The following is a 16531-nucleotide window of genomic DNA, read 5'->3' as shown; positions in this document are numbered from 1 at the left end:
GCGGTCGCGACGACCAGCCCGCGAGCACAGCAGAGCGGGCGTACGCGGGCACGCGTGCCTGCGCTTCGAGAAACTCATTTCCAGTACCACTTCTGGTTGTTCCCGCCGTTGCAGTGGAACAGTTTGACCGGACTGCCCGGGGCGGTGCCCTGCTGGTAGACGTCGGCGCACTTGTCGGCCTGGACGTCCACCAGGTCGTTGGACGGGTTGAGGCGCCACTGCTGGGCCTGGTTGCCGTTGCACTTGGCGACCTGGATCGTGGTGAAGTCGGCGGTGCCGGCCCACGCGGCGTCCATGCACAGGCCGACCGAGCGGACCGTGCCGTCCGACAGCGCCTCCCAGTGCTGCACCGCCGAGCCGTCGCACTTGGCGATCGTGAGGGCGGTGCCGTCCTTGCCGGAGTTCGCGCTCAGGCACAGGTTCGACCCGACGCCGACGATGGCCCGGCCGGGGATGGCCGGTGGCGCCCCGGCGACCGACGCGGCCGACGGCGGCTTGGCCGGTGAACTGGCGGCCGGTGGGCGTTTGCTCGTGGTGGTCTTCGGCGGGCTGCCGGAGGGGCGGGCCGACGACGAAGCCGCTTTCGGCGACGACGACGGTGACGGTGGCGGTGACACGAACGTCTCGGTGTCCGTCACCGCGGCCGGGTAGGCGTACTGCGTCTCACCGCCGGTCGGGGGATCGGCCGCGGTGGTGTGGCCGGCGAACTGCAGCGGCACCGCCACCAGCACCGCCAGCGTCGCCAGCCCGCCGGCGGCCACCCACACGCGACGCTCCGGCAGCAGGCCGCGGGCCGGGGTGGCGGGCTTGCGCGCGTACGCGGCCGCGAACGAGTCCTCAGACGGTGGCACGGTCACTCCTTGAAGAGGGCAGGTCCTCGGGCAGCAGGAGGACCAGGTCGTCGGCCCCGGCGCCGTCCAGCTCGGCCACCCGCTGCGCCTGGCGTTCGGTCAGCTCCTGGAAGACCAGGCGGGCCAGGCGGCCGTTGCCGAAGCCCTCGCCGCGGGGGAGGGCCTCGAAGTAGGCGGACAGGCCCTCGACCGCCGGGGCCGTGAGCTCGTAGCGGTGCTCGCCGGCCTGGTGCTCGACGATCGAGACCAGCTGGCCGGTGTCGTAGTCGTCGAACTGCAGCGTGCGGGTGAACCGGGAGGCCAGGCCCGGGTTGGCGCCGACGAAGCGGGTCATCTCGCCCGGGTAGCCGGCGACGATGACGACCACGTCGTCGCGGTGGTCCTCCATCATCTTCACCAGCGTGGCGATGGCCTCGTGGCCGAAGTCGTCGCCGAAGCGGGGGACCAGCGAGTAGGCCTCGTCGATGAACAGGACGCCGCCGAGGGCCTTGGTGACGGCGGCGGCGGTCTTCGGGCCGGTGTGCCCGACGTACTCGCCGACCAGGGCCGAGCGGTCGACCTCGACGAGGTGGCCGCGGCGCAGCAGGCCCAGGGCCTTGAGCAGGCGGCCGTAGAGCCGGGCGACGGTGGTCTTGCCGGTGCCGGGGTTGCCGGCGAAGACCAGGTGCCGGCTCAGCGGCGGGGCGGGCAGGCCGGCCTCCTGGCGCAGGCGGACCGTCTGCATCAGCTTGACCAGGGTGTGCACGTCGCGCTTGACGCGCTCGAGGCCGACCAGGACGCCGAGCTCGCCCAGGAGGTCCTCGAGGCTCTCCTCCGCCGGGGCCTCCGGCTCCAGCACGGGCTTGTCGGCCTCCAGCGGCTTTTGCAGCGCCGCCGTGGCGCGCTCACCGGTGTGTACGGCCGTGAACCCCGACTCGGTGATGTCGTACCGCTCGTACGAGCCCCCGGCGTCGTCGGCGACATACAGGCCGTTCTTGGCCACGCCGTGCACCCGCAGCCCGGACACCCGCGGCTTCGCACCGGTCCACACGACCAGCCCCGACCCGCCCCCGCCGAGCACGGTGGCGCCGTCGATGCGCACGTCGGCCGGGCTGTCCACGACGATCCCGGCCGCACCCGCGTCCCGCACGGTGATGTCGGTGAGCACCACCGCGCCGTCCCCGGTCACCTCGACCCCGACCCGGCCGGGGCGCACGACGGTGCAGTTGGTGACGGTCGCGGGCCCGGCCGAGGCCAGCTGCAGCCCGATGTCGGAGCCGTCGACCCGGCAGTCCTGGGCGCTGAGGCGGGCCGACCCGGTCGCGTGGACGCCGCTCATCGCCAGCTCCGACAGGTCGCAGCCGGTCATCTCGACGGCGGCCTCGTCGGCGGCGTGGACGCCGTGCTCGGCCCCGCGCACGACCCGGCAGCGCTCCAGCCTCAGCCGGGCCGACCCGGCCGTGTGGACCGCGCCGAACGTGGAGCCGACCAGGTGGCAGCCGGTCAGCTGGGCCTGGCCCGACCCGGTGACGAGCAGCGCGTTGGCGCCGGCGTCGCGCACCGTGCAGTCCTCGGCGACGAGCTCCGCCTCGTCGGCGACCACGAGCCCGCTCGCGCCCGGGCCGGTGATCCGGCACTCGGTGAGCTTCGCCCGGGCGCTGCCGTTCACCTGGACCGCGGCCGTCCCCGCGGCCGCGAACGAGCTCTGCTCGGCCATGGCCGTCGCGGCGTCCTCGAGCAGCAGCCCGCTGCGCCCGGTGCGGTCGATGCGGCAGTCGTGCAGCACCAGCCGGGCCGAGCCGCGCAGCCGGATCGCCGAGCCGGCGGTGTCGTACAGCCGCAGCCGCCGGGCCGCGAACTGCGCGTCGCCGGAGACCACGATCCCGGCGCCGTTGCCGATGCGCACGTCGGTGGCCTCGGCCCGGGCCGGCCCGACCACGTGCAGCGCGGCCCCGGCGACCCCCTCGATGGTGACCTCGCTCAGCCGCAGCGCGGCCTCGGCCCGGGCCTCGACCCGCCCGGTGATCGTGAACCCGTGCACCGCGCAGTCACCGGCCACGGCCAGCAGCGCCGGTTCGGCGCCGGGCGGGCTGAGCACCACACTGCCGATGCCGGCCTCCGGGCGCAGTGTCACCGACCGCTCCAGGCGCAGCGTCTCCGCATACCGGCCCGGTGCGACGACGATCTCGTCGCCCGGCGCGGCTGCCCGTACCGCCGCCGCCAGGTCCTTCATTGCACCCCGGCGGCCGGGAGCCACCAGATGGACCGTCACTTGCCGCCTCCGGCCTGGTAGTACCACGGGTTGATGCTGGCTCGGAACGCCTTGGTCAGCTCCGAGGTCACGAGCTTCTCGGCGATCTTCCACGGCAGCTGGAAGCCGAACTCGGCCAGGCCCTGGCGGTGGAACGCCCGGCCGCCGAGGCCCGAGTTGAACAGTGTCTTGCCGATCGTCGTGGTGACCGCGCCGGTGATGCCGCTGGCCATGCCGATCAGGCCGTCGAACGCGGCCGCGCCACCGGCGACCTTGACCGTCTCGCCGTTGGCGTTGGTGAAGCCGAAGACGGCCGCGTTGATGGCGCCGTTGGCGAAGCCGGAGAGCCCGGCGACCGGGATGTTGAACGCGAAGTCATAGGTGCCGCCGCGCCAGCGGGTCGCCGTCTCGTTGCCGGCCCACTCGTTGCTCCAGTGCTTGTCGTGGTTCATCGGCTTGCGGAACCAGTGCTTGCCGCCGTCGATGTTGGCCAGGCCGGCCTTGAGGTCGGCGGTGCGCTGCATCCCGCCGAAGCGGTTCTCGTGCATGAGGCCGCCGACCGCCGACTTGACGGTGGAGCCGACGGCCGCGTTGGTGAGGGCTTTGAGCGCGTCCTGGCCGCTGAACTGCTTGCCGGCGATGGCGTCGATGATCGCGTTGACGATGAGGTTGGCCGTGAACTCGAGCAGGAACTCCTGCGCGAACTCCCACGCGATCTTCTCGAGGGCGTGCTGCCAGTACGGCTTGTACAGCGCCTCGTTGAACATCCCGCCGGTCTGGCCGCCCCACTCCATCCGGTTGCTCTCCCGGATGCGCCGGTTGAAGCCGCGGATCTCCGACGCCCAGCCCCGGTAGTCCAGCTCCCGCCCGGCGAGGTCGTAGCCGCGCCCGACACCGGGGACCTCGACCCAGCCGGCGTCGTCCCGGCGCGCGATGATCGCGCCGGCGTTGTCGTACTGCCGCCACTGCCCGCGCCAGGCGTCCTTCTCGATGAACCCGCCGCCGGGCCGGGGCTTGCGCTCCCGCACGACGGAGCCCATGTCGAACTCCTTCCAGACACCGCGATTGCCGCCGTTGTACTCCCGCACCCGCGCGATGTCCCCGATGCTGGTCGGCGGGATGTCCCGGATCAGGGTCTGCGCACCGCCCGGCACCGTGGTCACGTCCTGGAACCGCGCCGCCCCCGGGAACCACTCCGGCTGGAACGCGCCCGGCCCGCCACCCGGCGGCCGCGGGTTGAACCACTCGCGGGTCGCGCCGCCCGGCGCGTGGACGTTGCCGAACTTGTCGATCCGGCGCCACTCCCAGTGGTGCCCGCCGGCCGCGTTGTCGACCCGCCACGCGTCGACGTACGCGCCGCCGTCGAGCATCCGCCGCTCCCGGACCAGGGTCTGCACCCCGTTGACGGTGTCGAAGTCGCGGAACGAGTCGTCGAACGTGGTGTGCGGGCCGTTGAAGCCGCGGCCCCAGTCCCGGGTGCCGGTGTTCCCGGCGCCGTCGGTCCACGTCCAGCGCCGGGTGTCGGCCCCGCCGCGGGCCTCGACGTGGAAGTTGGCGTTGGCGCCGGGGGCGTGATTCGCGAACTCGTCCGAGCGGCCGATGACGACACCGTGGATGTTGCGCTGCGTCCACCCGTGGCCCGGGCCCTCGAACGCGTCCGCGCGGAACCCGCGGCTGCCGTCGGCCGCGGCCCCGGCCGCCGGGACCGCGGGCGGGCGGTGGAACTCGCGGATCGAGCCGTCCGTGAACCCGGCCCGGGCGACCCGGACGTTGGCCCCGCCCGCGCCGGCCGAGTACCAGTCGCCGTTCGCGGGCACCGTGTCGTAGAAGCGGTCCTCCCAGACCTTGCCGTCCGCGCGGCCGGCCGGGAAGTGCTCCCGCCAGCCGCTGAGCTTCCCGGCTCCCTCCGACCACGGGGTCCGCCCGGCCACCGGGGCCGCCACCGGCGGCAGCGCGACGATGTCGTGCCCGACGTTGAGCGTGTTGCCGTGGTCGAGCTTGCCGGTGTACCGCAGGAAGGCGCCGTTCGCCCCGACGTCATAGGTGGCGTCGCTCATCGACACGAACCGGAACCCGTCGGTGCGCACCCCGGCGCCGTCGATCTTGGTGGTGGTGAACAGCTGAAACTTGGTGTCGTTGCGCAGGAACTGGTTGCCGTGGGCCCGGAACACCCCGTCCGGGACGCCGGCCAGGAAGCGCCGGGCCCAGTGCGGCGGCCGCTGCTCCGACCAGCGGGCCGTCTCCAGCGTGCCGCCGCCCTGGAGGTTCTGCACCTTCCCGGCGTCCTTGCCGTGCGGCGACTGCGACTTCCAGGTCGCCGCGGGCGCGCCCCCGGCCAGGTCGAACTCCTTGTACATCCCGGACTTGTCCGGGCCGTGCCAGGGCCCGTACTGCTGCTGCGCGATCGGCCCGCGCCCGCCCCCGGCCCCGGCCATCCGGTCCGTCCAGCCGCCGTCGTTGTGGACGGTGCGCACGCCGTTGGCGAGGGAGTTGCCGTCGGCGTCGACGCGATGCCAGGTCCAGCGGCCCATCGCGCCGCGGGTGGCGATGATCTCGCCACCGCCGAGCGACGTGCGGATCGTGTGCGACGGGTCGCCGGTGTGACTGACGTCGCGCCACTGCACGGCCGAGTTGTCGAAGTGCCGGACACCGTGGTCGACGATGGCCCCGGCCTGGTCGAACTTCGCCCACTGGGGCCGCGACCCGCCCCACTTGGCCCCGCCGACCGTGCGGAACGTGTCCAACGTCTGCGCAGTACCAGGAATGACTCTGCGGTTGAACATTTCCGCGCCGGTGTCGGTCAGCAGCTTGATCCGGCCGTTGGCGGCGCCGGTGAAGTCGGCGGCGCCGCGCTGGAAGTGCCCCGGGTTCGCGACCGCGGCCCCGGCGTCGTGCATCGTCCACCGCCCGCCGGGCACGTCCACGACGAACTGCCGGGTCGTCGCCTGCCCGTCGCGGATGACGTTGAAGGCCTGGTGCCGCAGCACCCCGTCGGGGTTGTGGACGCGGTACTCGCCATGGTGCAGGCCGCGCGTGTCGGTGACCCGGAAGTCGCCCGCCGGGGTCCGCTGGACGCGCAGGTGCGGGATCGCCGCGCCGCCGGGGCGCTCCGCGTGCCAGCCGCCACCGGTGGTGTGGACCAGGAACCGGTCCGGGGTGCCGGTGAGGTCGTTGGCCCGCACGCCGGTGTGGGTCAGGACGCCGGCGTTGTCGAACCGCTCGAAGTGCGCCCGGTTGGTCAGGTTGTCGACCTGGAACCCGTTGCCGCCCGGCCGCGCGTGGACCTGGAACCCGGCCGGCACTTCGAGGTGGGTCGCACCGGCCTGGTCGGTGACGTGCGACCAGCCGTTGTGCCCGGCGATCGGCTGCCCGGTGTGGGTGAGGTTGCCGGCGGCGTCGAAGCGTTCGAAGTGCCCGGCGTTGGTGAGGTTGTCGACCTGGAAGGCCGCGCCGCCGCCCGGGTGCGGGTTGACCTGGAAGCCGGGCGGGACCTCGAGGTGCGTCCCGCCGCCCTGGTCGGTGAGGTGCGACCAGCCGTTGTGGCCCGGGACCGGCCGGCCGGTGTGGGTGAGGTTGCCGTTGACGTCGAAGCGTTCGAAGTGCCCGGCGTTGGTGAGGTCGTCGACGTGGAAGCCGCCGCCCGCGTACGGGCCGGCCTGGAACCCGGCCGGCACTTCCAGATGCCGGCCGCCGGCCGCGTCGGTCAGATGCGACCAGCCGTTGTGGCCGGCGACCGGGCGGCCCGTCGCCGTCGGGTTGCCCTGCAGGTCGAAGCGTTCGAAGTGCCCGGCGTTGGCGAGGTCGTCGACCTGGAAGGCGCCGCCGTGCGGGGTGACCTGGAAGCCGTTGGGCACCTCGAGGTGCGGCGGGTGGCCCCGGGGCTCCACCCGATACCAGTCCGCGTGGCCCGGCACGGGGCGGCCGTCGGCGAGGACGGTGCCGGCGTCGTCGTAGCGGCGGAACTCGTTGCCGTTGAGCGTGTCGGTGATCTGGAAGCCCAGGTCGCCGTGGGCCGCCGCCGTGTAGCGGGGTACGACCGCGTCCTGGGCGTCGACCACGCGGTACGTCTCCGTGCCGTTGCCCGTGATCTGGATCTCGACCCGCAGGTTCGACGGGCTGCCGTCCAGGTTGCGCAGCGGCACGTGCGGGTCGAACGCCTCAGCGACCGGCTGCGAGTGCACCGCCCCGCCACCGACCAGCCGCGGCCGCGCCTTGATCGACTGGGCGGTGAGCTCGGCGATGCGCAGGTCCATCGTCACCGGGTCGATGCCGAGGCTCTTCAGGTCGCGGGCGATCCGGTCGACGCGGGCGATGGCCGCCGCGTAGGTCCGCTCGGCCCGCACCTCGACCGCCGTCGGCCCCTTCGACGAGCCGCCCGGCCGGTCCATGAGATCGTTCCAGGTCTGCTCGATCCGGCCGAGCTCGTTGCGGGCCCGCGTGTACTGCGCCCACGTGTCGATCTTCTTTGCCCGCAGCGGGTCGTCGGCCCCGCCGAACAGCTCGCCGAGCCGGTCGCTGTCCCGCCGCCAGGCCGCCTCCAGGCCCCCGGCCGGCAGGCTGACCGTCTTGCCGGGGCGGCCGGCCCCGTGCACCAGGTCGCCGCCGCCCTGGAACCCGCGCGCCCCGGCCGGACTGTGCACCAGCCCCGTGGCCACGATCGCGTTCGGGTCGATGGCGGCGGTGTGCACGTCGGTGCCGGCGCTGTGGGCCGGGTTCACGGCCGGTGCCTTCTCGAACGTCCTGGTGCCGTTGGCCGCCGGCACCGCCACGACCAGGTCGTCCACCTTCGGTGCGCCCGCCGAGTGGGCCGGGTTGACGTTTCCGGAGTGCACATTCGGCGTTGGTACCGCATGTGCCGTCGACGGATGCGCGGGCGCCGGATGGGCGACCGTTTCGATGTGCCCGGCGCCGATGGTGGGCGTCCGCTCGACCGGGGCCAGGTTGACGTGCACGGGCGGCGGGGTCGCGACGACGTGCGCGGCGGTCGTGGTGCTCGCCGTGTCGACGGCGCGGAACGACGTGGTTTCGACGCTGTGGATGGCCGCGTTGTCGATGCTGTGAATGGCCGCCGGGGGTGGGGTGGCCACGATGTGCGCCGCGTTGTCGATCGTGTGGATGGCGGCGGGCGGCGTTGACACCAGGTGCGTGACGGGCGGCGGCGTCGTGGCGGCGATGTGGGTGACCGACGTGGGCGGTGGGGCGCTTGTGGCCAGATGGCTCACCGGGGGCGGGGTCACGATCGCGTTGACCACAGGGGCCTGCAGGTTCACCGGCGGGGCCTCGACGTGGCGGGTGACCGAGCCCAGGTCCAGGGAGACGTGCTGCGCGCTGATCGCCATCCCGGTGTGGTCGAGGATCCGCGACCCGGCGCCGTGCAGGGCCGACGTCGGCGCCCCGTTCATCAGGTGCAGCGCCGGCGGCGTGACCGCGGCCGACCCGAGCGTCTCGACCGCGTGCACCGACGCCGGGGTGGCCCCGAGATGCGGCGTGGTCGTGACCAGCGAGTTGACGTGGATGTTCGGCAGGTCCAGGGCGTGCAGGGTGCTCGTGTGCGTGGCCCCGTTGGCCATCGCCGGGACGTGCAGGTTGGGCAGGTCGAGCGCGTGCACGGTGCTCGAGATGGCGTTGTTGCCGGCCAGGTGCGTGACGGCCGGCGGCTGCAGGTGCACGGCCGAGCTGATCCCCGTGATGTGGTCCACGTTGTTCAGCACCGGGCTCATCGACCGGTCGGCCCAGGCCTCGATCCGGACCTTCGAGATCGTGTCCATGGGCGAGAGCATCAGCGCGTCGAGCTGGCGGACCGCGTCGCCGCTGAAATGCATCGAGTCGCCGAACGTGGTCGGGATGTGCATGCTCGGCGGGCTCATGTTCTGCCCCAGATGCCCGAGCCCGCCGAAGTCCGTCAGCTTCGGCATTTGCAGGCGCGGGGGTACGGCCAGATCGCCGGCCCGCATCTCCGCGAACTTGACCGCGGAGCCGGTGATCTGCTGCTCCGGCAGCACCGGGTGCGGCTTGGGCAGGCCGAAGATGTGCTTGCCGAGGACACCGCGGTCCCACACGGCGAGCTTCGTGGCGTTCCAGACCCCGAGGCGCAGCTCGTCGGCCTCGGCCGGCAGGAACAGCCGCAGCCACTTGTTGCCGCCGAACTCCCGCTGCAGGAATGCCCAGGTGCCGTTGGCGAACTTGGCGATGAACCCGGGCGTGCCGGCCAGGACGTTGCCGATCCCCTTGACGCCGTTGACGACGAACAGCCCGCCCTTGCTCAGCGTCGTCGCCATGAACGCCGGCAGGTCCTTGATCCCGGCCTGGACCCACAACCCCGCGCCCTTCACCCAGCTGCCACTGAGCGCGACCATGTCATGCAGACCGGGAAACAGTACAAATGGATGGGAAACAATGTTCTTGAACGTGTTGCCGAAGAACTTGAACACCGCGAACGCGCCGGCCTTGAGCCCGTTCCAGGCCAGCTGCGCGCCCGTCTTGATGAGCTGGAAGATCGGCACCGCCCGCGTCGTGGGCGCCAGGATCCCGAGCGCGGAGAGAAAGAACTCGAGCGCCGAAGCCTTCCCTTGCGCGAAGTCGACGGCGGTCTTGATGAACAGGACCATGTTGACCCCGAGCGCGACGAGCGCGATCGGCCCGCCGAACACCAGCGCCGGCAGGATCAGCGCGATGGCGATCCACTTGAAGATCTCCCAGAACTCCTCGCAGCCGGAGACGGGCTGCTTGATGTTCTCGTACGCTTCGACGATCCGGTTCGACGCCGTCGAAGCCGCGTCCGAAACCGCGGTCTTCGCATTGTTGGCGGTGTCGGTGAGACTCTGCTTGCCGGGATCGTCATCGGCCATGGGCCGCGCCTGGGTGAGCGCATTGTCGGCCCGCCACTGCTGATCCCGCAGCGTGGTGTTGTAATTGGTGAGCGCCGTGACCGACCACTCGAACGCCTCGGCGAGGCTCTGGACGAACCCCCGCAACCGCCCGGAGATCTTCTCCCGCAGCGCGTCAGCCGTCTGCCCGACGAACGCGTTGGGCCCGGCGGTCTCCAGCACCGCCGCCAGCCCGTCGTCCACTTCCCGGGCGACGGACCCCAGCTCCCGGATCGACGCGATGACCTCGTCGATCCGCCCCGGATCCCCCGGCGTCGGATCGGACCCCAGGCCAACCTTGTCCCAGTCGGTCGGGCGAGCCACGGCCCCGCCTCCTCATGCGCCTGTACCGCCCGGGTTCCCCGGCCTCGCCAAGACCACGAACCACCCCCTTCCCCGGTTCAGTACTCCTGCTCGCTCCGCTCAGTGCTGGCTGGCTAGCTTCGCTCGCGGCGGGGAAGGCTTCGCCTCCACCCGCACCCCCGCACGATCCCCGCCCGCAGCTCATACCCAATTGGGTCGCCCTGCGTGCGGCCACCACCAACGGCGCGACCGGACTGCTGCGAGTCCGGCCCCGGCCGCGTTGAGCAACACATCGTCAACCGACGAGAACCGGCCCGGCGGCGGGTCGTTCCTGGCTCGAACTTTTCGGGTTTCGGGGTCTCCGCCGAAGAGCGATGGTGGCAGAGGGCGGGCAGCGCGCTCCTTTACCGGTCGCTCCAGCCGATCCGGTCCAGGATGTGTGCGGCCAGTTCGTCCGGTGCCTGCTCGGGGATCCAGTGCGAGACGCCCGCGAGCACCTTGAAGTCGAACGGGCCGGTCACCCACCGGCCGGTCAGCTCCGCGGCCCGGCGCCCGATGGCGATGTCGCCGGTGCTCCAGACGTACGTCGTCGGGACGGTGACGGCGCCGGTGCGCAGGCCGGTGGCGGTGTCGAGGGGCATGGCGCGATACCAGCGCAGCATGGCGGCGAGGCGGCCGGGGTCGGCGAGGAGCCGGTCGGCGTACTCCTTCGCCAGGTCGTCGTCGAGGCCGGACCGCTTGAGCATCGCCATGGCGTATCGGCCGCCGCGCGCTCGGATCGCCGCCTCCGGCAGCCACGGCAGCTGGAAGAACCCGACGTGCCAGGCCTGCAGGAACTGCTGGCTGGTCACCATGGCGTTCACCACCGCACGCGGGTGCGGAGCGGAGACGGCGGTGAGGGTGCGCAGGCGATCGGGCCGCATGGCGGCGACCATCCACGCGACCCCGCCGCCCCAGTCGTGCCCGACCAGGTGCACCCGGTCGACGCCCGCGGCATCGACGAGGGCCACCACATCGGCCACGAGCTCCTGGAGCCGGTACGACCGCCGGGCCCGGGGCCTCGACTGCGGGTGGTAGCCGCGCTGGTCCGGTGCGATGACCCGATAGCCGGCCGCGACCAGACGCCGGGACACACCGGCCCACGACCGCGAACTCTGGGGAAACCCGTGCAGGAGCACCACCGCGTCAGCGCCCGCCGGCCCCTCGTCCACCACCTGGAACCGCAGCCCGTTGCGCGAGAACGCCTCCACGGCGTCGACGCTACCCTTCGGTGTCAGCCGGCGGGCGCCAGGGCGGCCGCGCCGAAGGAGACGGAGAAGCGCTTGCACCAGATGGTGACGCTCTGGTACTGCTGCAGGTCCGTCGCCGCCGGGATGGCGTACCGCTGGTCGCCGCGGTTACCTTTGAGGCGGCCGAGTTCGACCCAGTTGCCGTCGTCGAAGACCCGCCACCCGTCGGTTCCGGCCCGCACGGGCTGGTCGGAGAGCCAGACCCGCAGGTCCGGGCCGTTGGACGTGTCGAGGCCGACCAGCTCCAGGGAGTGGGCGCCGTCGGCGTCGCGCACGACCCGGGCCAGGCCCTTCGTGTCGTGCTCGTGGCTGACGAACGCTCCCTGCCGCACCACCGCCGGCCCGGCCGGTGGCGCGGACGCCGACACCTGGGGTGCGGCCGCCACCTCCGGGCTGCCGACCGCGCTCGGCACGGCCGCGAGGGGCTCGTTGACCTCGTTGTCGGTCACGAGCTTCCACGGCTGAAACCAGAAGAGCCCCGCACCGAGCAGCAACACCAACGCCGGCGCGACAAACCAGACCAGCGGCCGGCGGAACAGACGCGTCATCACCGGCTCAGTACACCGCGAAATCGCCCGTCCAGACCCTTACCGAACCGTGACGAACGGGCCGGCTGTCAGGCCCACTTCTCGATGGCCGCGACGACAGCGACGAACGCGGTGCACGACAGCCACACCACGAGCAGGACCACCCACCAGCCACCGAACGTGTGGCCGTCGTCGACGAGGAGGGTGAACGGGGTCCAGGCGAAGAACATCACCAGAACGGAGCACGTACGGACAGCCGACACCAGGCGGTGCCGCACGAACCTCGATGCCGGGTCGAAGCTCTGCTGGTCGTCGACCGCGCCGTAGGAGTCCGACCCGCCGCCGTCATCCACATCTGCCCCTCGCCGGTGCGCGCCACCACATCCCGAAGTCCAGCGTGCTGCCGGACCGGTGGATTGCAGTGTGCACGTGTGCCGCAAGCGTCGTGAGCGTCCGCCGCTCCGTCGCCGCATGCGCACCCAGCCGCGCCCGAAAAGGTTCGCCGGAACGTCCGGTTCCGCGGCCTTCGCGCGGTCAGTACCGTGGTACACGGTTTCGTGCCTGAGCTGCTCGCGCCCAGCTGAGGGGAATTCGTGACAACTGCGCCCTTCCATCAGAGTCGGCCGCCACGCGTGGTGAATCCGCTCTGGATCGTGTCATTGTTCCTCGGCCTGTCCGAGCTGACGGCGGGCGTGGCGGCCGCGAGCACGAGCGGCTGGGTCCAGGGTCTGTTCGCGATCTTCTCGGTCGCCTTCCCGGTTCTGATCGCGGTCGGGCTGTTCGTGATCCTCTGGAAACGGCCGTTCGTGCTCTACGCGCCGGGCGACTTCTCACGCCACACGCCCGTCGAGTCGTTCGTGAATGCGATGCGCAGCCCGTCGACGGTCACCGTTACCTCTATCCAGTCGGTGGACGTCGCGGCGGCCACGGCGGCGGCCTCGGCACTGGACCGGATCGGGGCCGAAAAGTACATCGAGGCCTCCGAAATCCACGAGATCACCACGGCGGCCGTCGCCGAGGCCCGGCGCGAGCTGATCCAGGGCGGTGTGCTAGTGCGACTCGACCTCATCGCGCTGATGCGCCCGCAGGTCTTCGTGCCCGTCGGCCGGGACACGACCGTCGAGGAGCTCCTGGACCAGATATGGTTCGCGATCTCGGACCACGTTCGTGCGTACACCTACGGAGAGGCCTGGGTCCTCGCGAAACGCGATGACGACGAGAACCTGATCCGTCTGGACAGCCCGATCTCCATGACCCAGCGTGATGCCCGAACGCTCCTCTCCGTCGGCCTGGGCGCCGGCGACGTGCTGACCGTGCTGCCGGTCGGCGATCGGGCCGGTCCGGGTCCCGAAGCGAACCGGATTCCTGCGGACAGCGTGCGTGGTCATGTGTAGGTAGGGGTTGGTGTGGTCGAAGGCTGCGGCGCTGTCGCGGTGGTGGAGGCGGAGTGTTCCCGGTCGCGAGGTTGCGAGCAGGAGTTACTGAACCGGGTGCGGGGGTCGGACGTGGTCTTGGCGGGAGTCCTGAGTAAGGGGTCCAGCCAAGGAGTGTGTCGTGCCCGACTTCGCGATCGACTATGGACTGTTGCATCAGGCTCGCAAAGACCTGCACGACCTCGCGGACCGGATCGGGCCCAAGCTCGGGGACACCGTGTTCTCGCAGGTGGGCAGCCTCGAATACGGCGAGACCGACACCGTGTTCGGCAACGATGGCCTCGCGGAGAGTTTCCGCAGCCTCTACCTGCGGGCCCAGCATCCCATGAGCAAAGCCGAAGACGACCTGCGTGAGCTCGGGGACATCTTCGGGGCCGTGGCGGACGGGTACTTCGACGTCGACGCGCAGATCGCCGACGGGATGGGCATGATGGGGTCCACCCTCGACCTCGACCGGTGGAAGGACAAGAAGGCCGAGTGGGACTACCTGCAGGGGCATCGGGCTGACTGTGTGCCCGGGTCCGACGGGAAGATGCCCGACTTCTGCTCCGCCACCGATCCCGGTGCGCCGCCCACCGACATGACGATCAACACCTCGACCGGGTCGGTGCACACCCACCTGACGCTGGACGAGCACAACAACGTGATCAAAGAGGAGACGACGGTCGTCAACGGCGATCAGAAGTACACCTCCACGACCACCTACAGCGACGGCGGCAAGAACTACACCACCGACACCGTGTTCAGCGACGGGAGCAAGACGCACTCGGTGACCACGACCGGTGACAACGGCTCGTCGACGACCGACACCACCGACGGGGACGGCAAGACCACGCACACCGTCATCGCCCTGAACCCGGGCGGCGGCGGCACCATGACCGTCAGCGAGCCGGACGGCACGGTGACCGAGTACTCGCGGCCGGACCGGTACGCGAAGTGGGACGAGACCAGCAAGACCAGCCCCGAGGACGACACGTACTACCCGCCAGCGTTTTAAGTAGATCTGAGGAGCGCAAGCACATGCCCAACATCTCACTCGACTACGAGAAGATCGAGGCGACGTCGACCCGCCTCGACGGTGCCGTCCGCGACATCCTGCCGATGCTCGAGTCGCTGCGCAGCGACGTGTCCAACCTGCTCGAGGACGGCCTCGTGTTCCAGCAGTCGAGCCCGGCGATGAAGGAGTCCTACGAGAAGTTCAACACCTCGCTGCTCGCCGCGATGAAGGGCATCAACGACTTCGCGAAGCAGTTCCGGGACATCCGGACCTCGATGGAGGAGATGGACACCGACATGGCCGGGAAGATCCGCTCCGCCGGCAGCTGACGCCCGTTCGCCGGCCCCGGCGACGAACCGGGGCCGGCGGGGTACGTTCGGAGCATGATCCAGCCGTTCCGGCCGCGGGCCACGCCCGCCGAACTCGACGACCTGCGGGCCCGGCTGCGGGCGACCCGCTTCCCGGACGCGCCGGAAGACGCCGGGTGGTCGCTCGGCACGGACCCGGCCTACCTGCGCGAGCTCGTCGAATACTGGGCCGACGGCTTCGACTGGCCGGCCCGGGAGGCCGCGCTCAACGCCCTGCCCCGCTACAAAACGGACGGCATCCACTTCGTCCACGCCAAGGCGGGCACCGCCGACGCCTTCCCGCTCGTCCTGAGCCACGGGTGGCCGGACAGCTTCTGGCGGTACACCAAAGTCATCTCGCTCTTGACGGACCCCGGCGCCCACGGGGGTGACCCGGCGGATGCCTTCGACGTCGTCGTCCCGGACATGCCCGGATATGGGTACTCCGACCGCCCGACCGGCCCGCCCCCGAACACGATCGCCGTGGCGGGCCGCTGGGCCGGGCTGATGACCGAGCTCGGCTACCCGCGGTTCGGCGCCGCGGGCGGTGACATCGGCAGCGGCGTGAGCCGGTATCTGGCGCTCGACCACCCGGACCGCGTGATCGCCGTGCACCGCATGGACGCCGGCCTGCCCGTCTACACCGGCGACCGGGCCGACCTGGCCGCGCCGGAGCGGGAGTTCCTCGACGGGGCGGCGGCGTGGGGCGCGGCCGAGGGCGCCTACGCCGCCATGCACCGCACGAAGCCGCAGACCGCCGCCGCCGGCCTCACCGACTCCCCGGCCGGCCTGGCCGCCTGGATCGTGGAGAAGCTGCGCAGCTGGAGCGACTGCGGCGGCGACCTGGAGTCCGTCTACACGAAGGACGAGATCCTCACCAACATCACCATCTACTGGCTGACCGGCACGATCGGTTCGTCGATGCGGATGTACCACGTGAACGGCGACATCCCGCTCGCCCAGCACGCCCGCCGCGTCGAGGTCCCGTCCGGCTTCTCGCTCTACCCGGGCGACCTGGTCCGCCCGCCCCGCGCGTGGCTGGACCGCATCGCGAACACGGTCCGCGTCACCGAACACCCGAGGGGCGGCCACTTCGCCCCGTTCGAACAGCCCGAGATCTACGCCCAGGAGCTCCGCGACTTCTTCCGCCCCTTCCGGGCGGCCGTCTCGGGCTCGATCACGCCGGAGTCGGAATGAATCGTTCGAGTGGCTGTGGTCGTCGTCGATCTGCCGATGGCTTCTTCGCCCGCTAGGTGGCAGGATTCTTGTGCCGATACGTGGTCCGAAGTCGGCCGCCGGAAAGGATACTCATGACGGATGCCGAGCTCGTCATTTCCGGCTATCCCGGAATTCGCCCGGCTGAACTTGATGCGATGGCTCGCGAGCTGGCCGCCGAGATCAGGCAGCGGGCCCGGCTCGGAGCGCATCCGTGGCCCGCGGAGCCGTTGCCCGGGATGAAATCGAACGGCGCGGTCGAGCTGGGGAAGCTGGCGTTGACCGGTGTGTTCTCGGCGACGACCGTCAAGGCGCTCGCGACTGTCCTGCGCGTGTGGATCGAGCACCGCCGCGCGGGGATAGTCAAGATCAAATGCGGTGACGACGAGGTCGTGGTGCAGGGCACCGCCAAGGAGATCGGCGCGGCGCTCGACCGGCTGCCCGGGTTGCGGCCCCCGAAGGACTGAATGACC

11 protein-coding genes are annotated in these 16531 nt (G+C 71.4%); 5 read left to right on the top strand and 6 right to left on the bottom strand.

What is annotated here, in order from left to right; all coding sequences use genetic code 11:
• Positions 1 to 74: 74 nt before the first annotated feature.
• The 6 genes from ACIA8L_RS43135 to ACIA8L_RS43110 form a co-directional block, all read right to left on the bottom strand.
• Entirely contained in the window at positions 75 to 851 is a 777-nt protein-coding gene (locus ACIA8L_RS43135) for a ricin-type beta-trefoil lectin domain protein (protein ID WP_395913962.1), read from the bottom strand.
• Entirely contained in the window at positions 838 to 3063 is a 2226-nt protein-coding gene (locus ACIA8L_RS43130) for a right-handed parallel beta-helix repeat-containing protein (protein ID WP_395913960.1), read from the bottom strand. Before ACIA8L_RS43130 ends, ACIA8L_RS43135 begins: the two co-directional genes overlap by 14 nt.
• Before the next feature lie 35 nt (positions 3064 to 3098).
• Entirely contained in the window at positions 3099 to 10271 is a 7173-nt protein-coding gene (locus ACIA8L_RS43125; RefSeq protein WP_395913958.1) for a hypothetical protein, read from the bottom strand.
• Between the two features lie 383 nt (positions 10272 to 10654).
• On the bottom strand, positions 10655 to 11500 hold the full coding sequence (locus tag ACIA8L_RS43120; RefSeq protein ID WP_395913957.1) for an alpha/beta fold hydrolase: 846 nt from the start codon (positions 11498 to 11500) through the stop codon (positions 10655 to 10657).
• Between the two features lie 23 nt (positions 11501 to 11523).
• Complete coding sequence (locus ACIA8L_RS43115) at positions 11524 to 12090, bottom strand: DM13 domain-containing protein (RefSeq protein WP_395913955.1); 567 nt, start codon at positions 12088 to 12090, stop codon at positions 11524 to 11526.
• A gap of 65 nt (positions 12091 to 12155) precedes the next feature.
• Complete coding sequence (locus ACIA8L_RS43110) at positions 12156 to 12419, bottom strand: hypothetical protein (protein ID WP_395913953.1); 264 nt, start codon at positions 12417 to 12419, stop codon at positions 12156 to 12158.
• A 279-nt stretch (positions 12420 to 12698) separates the two neighbouring features.
• Between ACIA8L_RS43110 and ACIA8L_RS43105 the strand changes: the two genes are divergently transcribed.
• The 5 genes from ACIA8L_RS43105 to ACIA8L_RS43085 all read left to right on the top strand — a co-directional run bounded on the left by ACIA8L_RS43105 (position 12699) and on the right by ACIA8L_RS43085 (position 16525).
• On the top strand, positions 12699 to 13460 hold the full coding sequence (locus tag ACIA8L_RS43105) for a hypothetical protein (RefSeq protein WP_395913951.1): 762 nt from the start codon (positions 12699 to 12701) through the stop codon (positions 13458 to 13460).
• A gap of 160 nt (positions 13461 to 13620) precedes the next feature.
• Complete coding sequence (locus ACIA8L_RS43100) at positions 13621 to 14496, top strand: hypothetical protein (protein WP_395913949.1); 876 nt, start codon at positions 13621 to 13623, stop codon at positions 14494 to 14496.
• Between the two features lie 23 nt (positions 14497 to 14519).
• The gene (locus ACIA8L_RS43095; RefSeq protein WP_350617783.1) at positions 14520 to 14825 is read left to right on the top strand and encodes a hypothetical protein; all 306 of its coding nucleotides are present in this window, start codon (positions 14520 to 14522) and stop codon (positions 14823 to 14825) included.
• Between the two features lie 54 nt (positions 14826 to 14879).
• On the top strand, positions 14880 to 16040 hold the full coding sequence (locus ACIA8L_RS43090) for an epoxide hydrolase family protein (RefSeq protein ID WP_395913947.1): 1161 nt from the start codon (positions 14880 to 14882) through the stop codon (positions 16038 to 16040).
• Positions 16041 to 16153: 113 nt separating this feature from the next.
• Entirely contained in the window at positions 16154 to 16525 is a 372-nt protein-coding gene (locus ACIA8L_RS43085) for a hypothetical protein (RefSeq protein WP_395913945.1), read from the top strand.
• Positions 16526 to 16531 lie beyond the last annotated feature (6 nt).

Origin of the sequence: Dactylosporangium sp. NPDC051541, from assembly GCF_044454505.1 — a bacterium.
Classification (GTDB): Bacteria; Actinomycetota; Actinomycetes; order Mycobacteriales; family Micromonosporaceae; genus Dactylosporangium.
The sequence above is the reverse complement of the archived record's forward strand: the minus strand, read 5'-3'. Positions and strand labels throughout refer to the sequence as shown.

Coding starts and splice junctions, on each gene's coding strand:
- ACIA8L_RS43130 (WP_395913960.1), bottom strand. CDS start 3,063: ATGAAGGACCTGGCGGCGGCGGTACGGGCAGCCGCGCCGGGCGACGAG.
- ACIA8L_RS43085 (WP_395913945.1), top strand. CDS start 16,154: ATGACGGATGCCGAGCTCGTCATTTCCGGCTATCCCGGAATTCGCCCG.
- ACIA8L_RS43090 (WP_395913947.1), top strand. CDS start 14,880: ATGATCCAGCCGTTCCGGCCGCGGGCCACGCCCGCCGAACTCGACGAC.
- ACIA8L_RS43095 (WP_350617783.1), top strand. CDS start 14,520: ATGCCCAACATCTCACTCGACTACGAGAAGATCGAGGCGACGTCGACC.